We start from the raw sequence: 6,771 nt of genomic DNA on the forward strand, positions 1-6,771 counted from the left end.
CACACGACCCGGACCGACTGGTCGGTCTGTCGCAGTGACTGCTCGGCGGAGCGCGCGACAGCGGGGTCGACTTCGAGGGTGGTGACGCGACCGGGGCCGGCGCGGTGGGTGAGCAGGGCTGCGTTCCTCCATATCGGACGAGGAATGGGAGCGGTTTCTTCAGGAGGCCGCCTCCGGGGCGGATACGGCGCCCAAGGAGCCGTCGGCACGGGCGAGGATGGTGGCCAGGAGGCTGCGCGAGGAACCTGACCGCCCGACGGGCTGGCGCACGTACCAACTGGGCAGCGGGCCACGGGAGAAGCAGCGGCGGACCGGCCGCCGTGGGCGAAAGATCTGGTTCGGGGCAGGGCTGCTGGCCGTGCTCGGACTCGTGGCGGTGGGACTGGACCCGGCCGGGGTGGTCGGGTGGTTCCCCGGTGGCGACGGCACACATTCCGGACGTCAAGAGGGCGGCACCGCGCCGAGCACAATCGTCGCGCAGCAGCCCACGCTGGAGGAGCCGTTCAAAGGATCGCCGGCGCAGGGGTGGGGTGACGGCTTGGCGGGCATCCGCTTTCCCACGGCGCGGGCAACCGGGTGGATGAGCAAAGCGCAGGTCGACCAGGCGTTGGACCGGACCCGTGACTTCCTCTCGGCGTCCAGCCTGGACGCCGGCGTGCTGCGGGGAAAGCGCCCGGACAAGGCAATCGCACTGATCAACCCGCGTCAGCAGGATGTACAGCAGCTTTTGCGGACCGCGTTCCGCGACCCGAGCCGGAAGAACAACCCGCTCCTGCTGTTCAGCCGCTTCGACCCGGCGAAGGTGAAGCTCGCCGGGGATGTGGTCAAGACCCGCGGCCGGGTGACCTACAAGGCCGGCGAGCGTGGAGCGCTCCAGGTCACGGCCGATGTCACGTACGTGTACCCGGTCACCGCCGCCGAGGAGGGAAGCGACCAGGTCGCGCGGACGATCGTGCGGCGCGAAACGGTGATGAGCTGGGACGATCCCGCCAAGGTGAGGACGCAGCCGGGCACCTTCTCCGTCGTGTCGTACAAGCTGGACACCACCAACGGCGGGTGCGACCGCTTCAATGGCTACCTCAACCCGAAGTTCGGCCCCGGGCAGCCGGCCGATACCGGGAACGGACCGGAAGTCGATCCGTATGACCGGAGCCGCCCGATGGACGAGCGGATGCGCGAAGCCGAGGGACAGGGGTGCGGCCGAGCGTCCCGGACATAGCAGGGTTGCGCCCCGGCGGCCGGGGCTACCTCGCCAAGTCGATCCGCTGTCCGTCCGGGCCCGCCGTGACCCGGTACTGCTCCGGCCCGGGACGGTTCGCACGCTCCCAGTCCGTGTGTGCCTTCTCCAACTCCTCCCACAAGGCCCGCTCGCCCCACTCCCACACCGCCCCCGTGCCGTCAGCGTGAGCGGCCGATCCGTGTCCGTCCTCGACCCACGCCTGGTAGGTGCCGTCTTTCTGTTCACCGGCGAGACGCACACCCGGCATCCGCATGTGGACGTACGCCTGGAAGCCGAGGTCGGCCACGCAGCGCGGGTCCAGCTCGGTCGGAGACTTCCAACTCGGCCCGGTGGGGCGGACGACGGCGGCCCCGAGCGCGCGTGAGGGCATGAAGTCCGCGCCGGCCACGAACCGGCCCTGCGCGGTGCCGTTCCCCTCGGAGGTGAGCCGGGCGAGACCCGCACCCCAGATCGGGGCCACGATCACTGCGCCCGGTGCGCTCTGCGCAAGGAGCGCGGCGGGAACAGCGCGCACCGAGCAGGTGAGGACGATGCGTTGATACGGGGCGGCGCCCGGCCAGCCGCGCTCGCCGTCCGCGCACACGACCCGGACCGACTGGTCGGTCTGTCGCAGTGACTGCTCGGCGGAGCGCGCGACAGCGGGGTCGACTTCGAGGGTGGTGACGCGACCGGGGCCGGCGCGGTGGGTGAGCAGGGCTGCGTTCCACCCCGTGCCCGTGCCGATCTCCAGCACCGCGTCTCCCGGCTGCGGGTCGAGATGGCCGAGCATCGCCGCGACCATCGACGGCTTCGAGCTGGAGGAGGTCGGCGTCCCGTCGGGGGCGCGCTGGGTGATGACAGGCTCATCGCGATAAACCAGCTCCCACCAGGAGTCCGCGTCCGCCTCCCGGTCCACAGGAGTGCGCTCGCCATGGCGCCACACCTGGTCGGGGATGAACCGGTGGCGCGGCATGGCCTCAAAAGCCGGACGCCACAGTCCGGCGAGGTGCCCGGCATGCTGGAGGTGGTCCAGCAGGGCGCGGTTGCGTTGTGTGCCGGTCATCAGTCGGTGTCGTCGTCGTTGTCCTCGGGCCGACTGGGCCCGGAACCATCCGGACTGGGATCGGGCGGTTCGTACGGTCGATCCGAGGGCTCGCCCCTGTGCCGGTCCACGGCCGCTCTCCCTTCGCAGACTACCCAGGCTGAGGCTGGCAAAAGGGGCGACGGCGCTGCAAGGGCGCACGGATGCGCAAGGAGACGCCGCGACGGCGTCGGTCGCAGGCGGCGTTGCTGCCTCGGAATGCCAACTGCCCCTGCTCCCAGCGGAGCAGACGCCAGGACATCGCTTTGCGGGCCCACGGGGGCGTACCGTTTTGAGTGTCCAGGTCGGAACGAGGAGTCTGGTATGCACCCACACCCTGACGACAGCACTGGCGCACGGGTTGCACGAGCGAGAAAGACACGGCGACTGACGCAGCGAGGACTGGCCACCCGAGCGTCGGTCTCCTACTCCACCGTGACGAAGGTTGAACAGGGTGCCATAGCCGCCTCTCCAGCCGTCCTCGGAGCCTTGGCCCGAGCTCTCTCGATTCCCGTGACTGAGCTGACCGGTCAGCCCTATATGGACGACTTGCGCGCGGACCAGGTCGACGGACTGATCCAACCCCTCCGGGAAGCGCTCGACCTGTACGACGTCGGCGCGGACCCCGAAGTCCGGCCGCGCAGTGTGGCCGAGTTGCACGCCGAGAGTGAGCGCCTGTGCGCTGCTGCACGACGTGCTGAACTGCGCCAGGTGACCGCCGCCCTCCCTGGGCTCCTCACGGAGCTGACCGCAGCTGCTCATGAGGCCGACAGTGAGCTGGCGTGGAAGGCTCTGGCCGCCTCGTACCGCACTGGGCATGATGTCGCAGCCAAGTTCGGGATGCTGGACCTGTGCACCATCGCCCTGGAACGTATGGAGTGGGCGAGTGTTCGCGCGTCTGATCCGATAGGCAGCGCAGTGCGCCAGTGCATGCGCGGCCTGGTGTACCTGCGTGGTGGCGACTATCGGACCGGGCTACGACTGGTTCAATCCGGCATGAGGACTGTCGAACAAGCGGATCCCGGAGTGGAGCGCGAGGTGGTCACGGGGCGACTCCACCTCGGGGCGGCCGTCCTGTACGCACGCGCTGGTGACGACCGGGCCGACGAGCATCTCGCTGAGGCCGAGCGGTATGCCGCCAAGACTGGTGAGCAGCAAACGGTCCGGTGGCTGTGCTTCGGCCCGAAGAACGTTGCGGTTCACCGTGTGAGCGCCTACGCCGAGCGTGACCGATATGCCGAAGCGGTCGAGGCCGCCAGCAAGATGAGCGCTAGTGGCTTGCCTGCTTCCCGGGTCGCACACCATCACGCAGAAGTTGCCCGGGCTCAGATGGTGATCGGCCGGAACGACGACGCGTTCGGCTCGCTCAAGCTCGCGCGGTCCGTCGCTCCGCAGCAGACTCGCCTGCACCCGCTGGTGCGCGAGACGTTTGCCGGACTTGAGGCGGCGAAGCGTCGCTTGCCGGACAGCTTTCTCTCTTTTGGAGCGTGGCTCAAGAACTGACGCGCTGTGAGTCTCAGGCCCGAGCTATCAACAGGCATTGGTAGTTCGGGCATTACTCCGCCGTGACGATGTAGCTGAATGCATACCTTTCGTCACGGAGTTGACTCATGGGTCGCCAGAATCTCGACAGTCGGGTGCACCACGTCACGGACGCCGGATACGCATGCCTGCGACTGTGCCCCTGGTCGCTGATCTATCGGCCGTGCCAGTGCGCACGCACCCCGCGGGGGCGTATCCGTGCCTCGTGACCTCACCCCCGCGTTCGGGCGAGGCCGCGAGGGGGCTTACGGCTGCTGCCGTATCTGCGGCAAGCGACTTCAACTGACCACCACCACGGACAAGTCCGGCACCACGGTGATCCGGGCCCGCTGCTGCCCACAACCGGAGAAGCGCCATGCCTGACAGGAAGGAACACGGCACCGTGGAACACCGCGTCTGCGGAGCACACATCGAACTGCACCCCGCCCACCTGGCCGCCCTGCGAGTGATCCCCGGAGACCTGCCCGAAGCCGGGCCAGGCGAGCTGCATGGCGCGTTGCGCTGCGCCTTGGAAGCGGACCATTCGGGCAGGCACTACGGGCTCGCCAGAAGTCTGCCCATGGACTCCCCGGGTGAGGTCTGGGCCTGTTGGTCCGGTGGCCGACAGCCATCTGGAGCGATCAGCCTCCCCGACTGCGCCGCCCTTAACCCCGCCGATCCCGACGAGGCATGCGTGCTCTTCAACGAGCATGCGGGCGAGCACAGTTGGGCGCTGGCCGACCCGGAAGAGGACGCGCTGCGCTCGCAGCTCGGGCTGTTCTGACCAGCCGTCGTGGCACGAGTGCTGTTCCCCCTTCCACGACTTCGCCGAGGACCATGGGGCGAGCTGTTGGGAATACGGGTCCGCGCTTGCTCTTTGAAGGGGTGGCACGGTCGACGCCGGCCCGCCGGCACGCGGCCGTCCAAGCCCTGTCCGAACGAGGAAGTGCGGTGATCACGCAATGCAGGCGGTGCGGTTTCACGAGTACGGCGGGATCGATGTGCTGCGAGTGGAGGAGGTGGAGCGGCCGGTGCCCGGTCCTGGTCAGGTGCTGGTCGAGGTCCGCGCGGCCGGGATCCAGCCCGGCGAGGCACACATCCGCACGGGCGGGCTGCACGAACGCTGGCCGGCCGCGTTTCCCTCCGGGCAGGGCAGCGATCTGGCCGGCGTCGTGGTGGAGGCCGGGCCGCACGTCCGGGGATTCGCGGTGGGCGATGAGGTCTTGGGCTTCACCCACAGGCGGGCCAGCCATGCGCAGTTCGTCGTCGTCGACGACGTGAATCTGGTCCTTCGTCCTGCGGAGTTGGCCTGGGAGGTCGCCGGGGCGCTGTACGTGGCCGGCACGACTGCCTACGCCACCGTGTTCGCCGTGGACCCCGGCCCGGACGACACGGTCGTCGTCTCCGGTGCGGCGGGCGGCGTCGGGTCGCTTGCCGTGCAGCTCGCGCGGCGGCGCGGCGCCACGGTGATCGGGCTGGCAGGCGAGCGGAACCACGCCTGGTTGAAGGAGCACGGTGTCCTCCCGGTCGCGTACGGGCCAGGCGTGGCCGAGCGGGTCCGTCAGGCGTCCGGCGGCACGGTCGACGCGTTCATCGACACCTTCGGCGACGGCTACGTGGCACTGGCAGTGGAGCTGGGCGTGCGTCCCGAGCGCATCAACACGATCCGCGACTGGCAGGCCGCGGCCGAGGTCGGCGCGCGAACCTACGGAGAGGGCGCGGCGGCGAGTGCGGTCGTGCTCGGCGAGCTGGCCCGGCTCGCCGCGCGGGGACAGCTGGAGGTGCCGATTGCCGGTACCTACCCGCTGGAACAGGTGCGAGACGCCTTCCGCGAGCTGGAACAGCAGCACACCCACGGCAAGATCGTGCTCCTGCCCTAGCCGCGACTGCTCACGCGCTCGGGCCCGGGGTGGAGGGGAGGCGGTGGGCGCCGGTGGCTGTGCCGGTGACGCCGGCCAGGAAGCCTTGGGCGCGGGGGGAGGCGTTGCGGGTGAGCCATGCCGGGTCGACGTCGCATACGGCGACGGTCACGGCGGTGCCCGCGAGGGCGAGGGGGAGGGTGTGGACGACGGTGGAGGGGAAGCTGAGGATCGTACGGCCGACGGGGCCGCGGCGGGCGACCAGTTCGAGCGGCAGGTCCGGGCGGACGATTTCCAGGCCGGTGGCGGCGCTGACCTGCTGGAGCTTCTCGCTGCTCTCACGGCGGTGGGCGAAGTAGCGGGTGGCGCCGTACTCGCGGGCCAGTGAGGCGACAGCCTCCAGATAGCGCTCGGTGTCCACCACGCCGGTCTCCACGAGGGAGGTGCCCACCAGGTCGGCGCCCTGGGTGAGACGCGGCGGACCGAACCTGGCGCGGGTCCAGGCGAACTCGTTGGCCGTGACGGTCACGTTCTCGGGCGGCTCCACCGGCATCGAGCTGAAGACCTCGACGGGGCGCTTGCCGTCCGGGCGCGGAGTGAGGCGGCGGCGTGCGCGGCGGGAGACCGGCGCGAAGAGGAGGCCGCGCGCTCCTCCGCGTACGCCGCGTCGGTGCCAGCGTACGAAGCGTTCGCCACGGGCCAGTTGGGAGACGAACTCCATGGTCGCTGTGCCGTCGTCCACCACGGTGATCTGCCGCTCGGCGCGGGCGGGGGTGAGGGCGAGCAGGAGCTGGACGTAGCGCGAGAAGGGGTCGCCGATGACCAGGGTGCGGGCCCTGCGCAGTCTGCGGGCGAGTGACAGCAGGCTGCTGACGGCGCCCCCCATGCCGTCACGCGCCTCCTGCCAGCTGACCGTGATGCCCTCGTCGCGGGCCAGCTCGGCCATCCGGCGCAGCTGGCCCCGGGTCATGGGGTCGTTCGGGGGCAGCACGACGAGGGTGAGCGGGGTCGCGGTGTCGGGGGCGGGGTGATTGTGCGCCCATTCCAGGACGTTGAGGAGCTGGACGGGGCTCTCGACGAATGCGAGAGCC

General features: G+C 70.1%; 6 protein-coding genes. 4 read left to right on the forward strand and 2 right to left on the reverse strand.

Going from position 1 to position 6,771, the window contains the following annotated elements; translation table 11 throughout:
* Positions 1–217 precede the first annotated feature (217 nt).
* The gene (locus ITI46_RS32345; RefSeq protein WP_247746931.1) at positions 218–1,219 is read left to right on the forward strand and encodes a hypothetical protein; all 1,002 of its coding nucleotides are present in this window, start codon (positions 218–220) and stop codon (positions 1,217–1,219) included.
* A 25-nt stretch (positions 1,220–1,244) separates the two neighbouring features.
* Here the strand turns inward: ITI46_RS32345 and ITI46_RS32350 are convergent, their stop codons facing one another.
* Complete coding sequence (locus ITI46_RS32350) at positions 1,245–2,282, reverse strand: methyltransferase domain-containing protein (protein WP_209243510.1); 1,038 nt, start codon at positions 2,280–2,282, stop codon at positions 1,245–1,247.
* A 342-nt stretch (positions 2,283–2,624) separates the two neighbouring features.
* Between ITI46_RS32350 and ITI46_RS32355 the strand changes: the two genes are divergently transcribed.
* From ITI46_RS32355 to ITI46_RS32365, 3 genes are all read left to right on the forward strand, one after another.
* Positions 2,625–3,803, forward strand: a complete 1,179-nt coding sequence (locus tag ITI46_RS32355; RefSeq protein WP_209243511.1) for a helix-turn-helix domain-containing protein — start codon at positions 2,625–2,627, stop codon at positions 3,801–3,803.
* Between the two features lie 394 nt (positions 3,804–4,197).
* Entirely contained in the window at positions 4,198–4,605 is a 408-nt protein-coding gene (locus ITI46_RS32360) for a hypothetical protein (protein WP_209243512.1), read from the forward strand.
* Between the two features lie 178 nt (positions 4,606–4,783).
* Entirely contained in the window at positions 4,784–5,701 is a 918-nt protein-coding gene (locus tag ITI46_RS32365) for an NADP-dependent oxidoreductase (RefSeq protein WP_209243513.1), read from the forward strand.
* Positions 5,702–5,711: 10 nt separating this feature from the next.
* Here ITI46_RS32365 and ITI46_RS32370 read toward each other — a convergent pair.
* Positions 5,712–6,771, reverse strand: a 1,060-nt coding sequence (locus tag ITI46_RS32370) for a hypothetical protein (RefSeq protein ID WP_209243514.1), incomplete at its 5' end; no start/stop codon positions are given.

Origin of the sequence: Streptomyces oryzae, assembly GCF_017676365.1 — a bacterium.
In the GTDB taxonomy this organism is placed as follows: Bacteria; Actinomycetota; Actinomycetes; order Streptomycetales; family Streptomycetaceae; genus Streptomyces; species Streptomyces oryzae.

Bases quoted from the DNA above. Each gene is read 5' to 3' on its own strand.
- ITI46_RS32345 (WP_247746931.1), top strand. From the start codon at position 218: ATGGTGGCCAGGAGGCTGCGCGAGGAACCTGACCGCCCGACGGGCTGG.
- ITI46_RS32350 (WP_209243510.1), bottom strand. From the start codon at position 2,282: ATGACCGGCACACAACGCAACCGCGCCCTGCTGGACCACCTCCAGCAT.
- ITI46_RS32355 (WP_209243511.1), top strand. From the start codon at position 2,625: ATGCACCCACACCCTGACGACAGCACTGGCGCACGGGTTGCACGAGCG.
- ITI46_RS32360 (WP_209243512.1), top strand. From the start codon at position 4,198: ATGCCTGACAGGAAGGAACACGGCACCGTGGAACACCGCGTCTGCGGA.
- ITI46_RS32365 (WP_209243513.1), top strand. From the start codon at position 4,784: ATGCAGGCGGTGCGGTTTCACGAGTACGGCGGGATCGATGTGCTGCGA.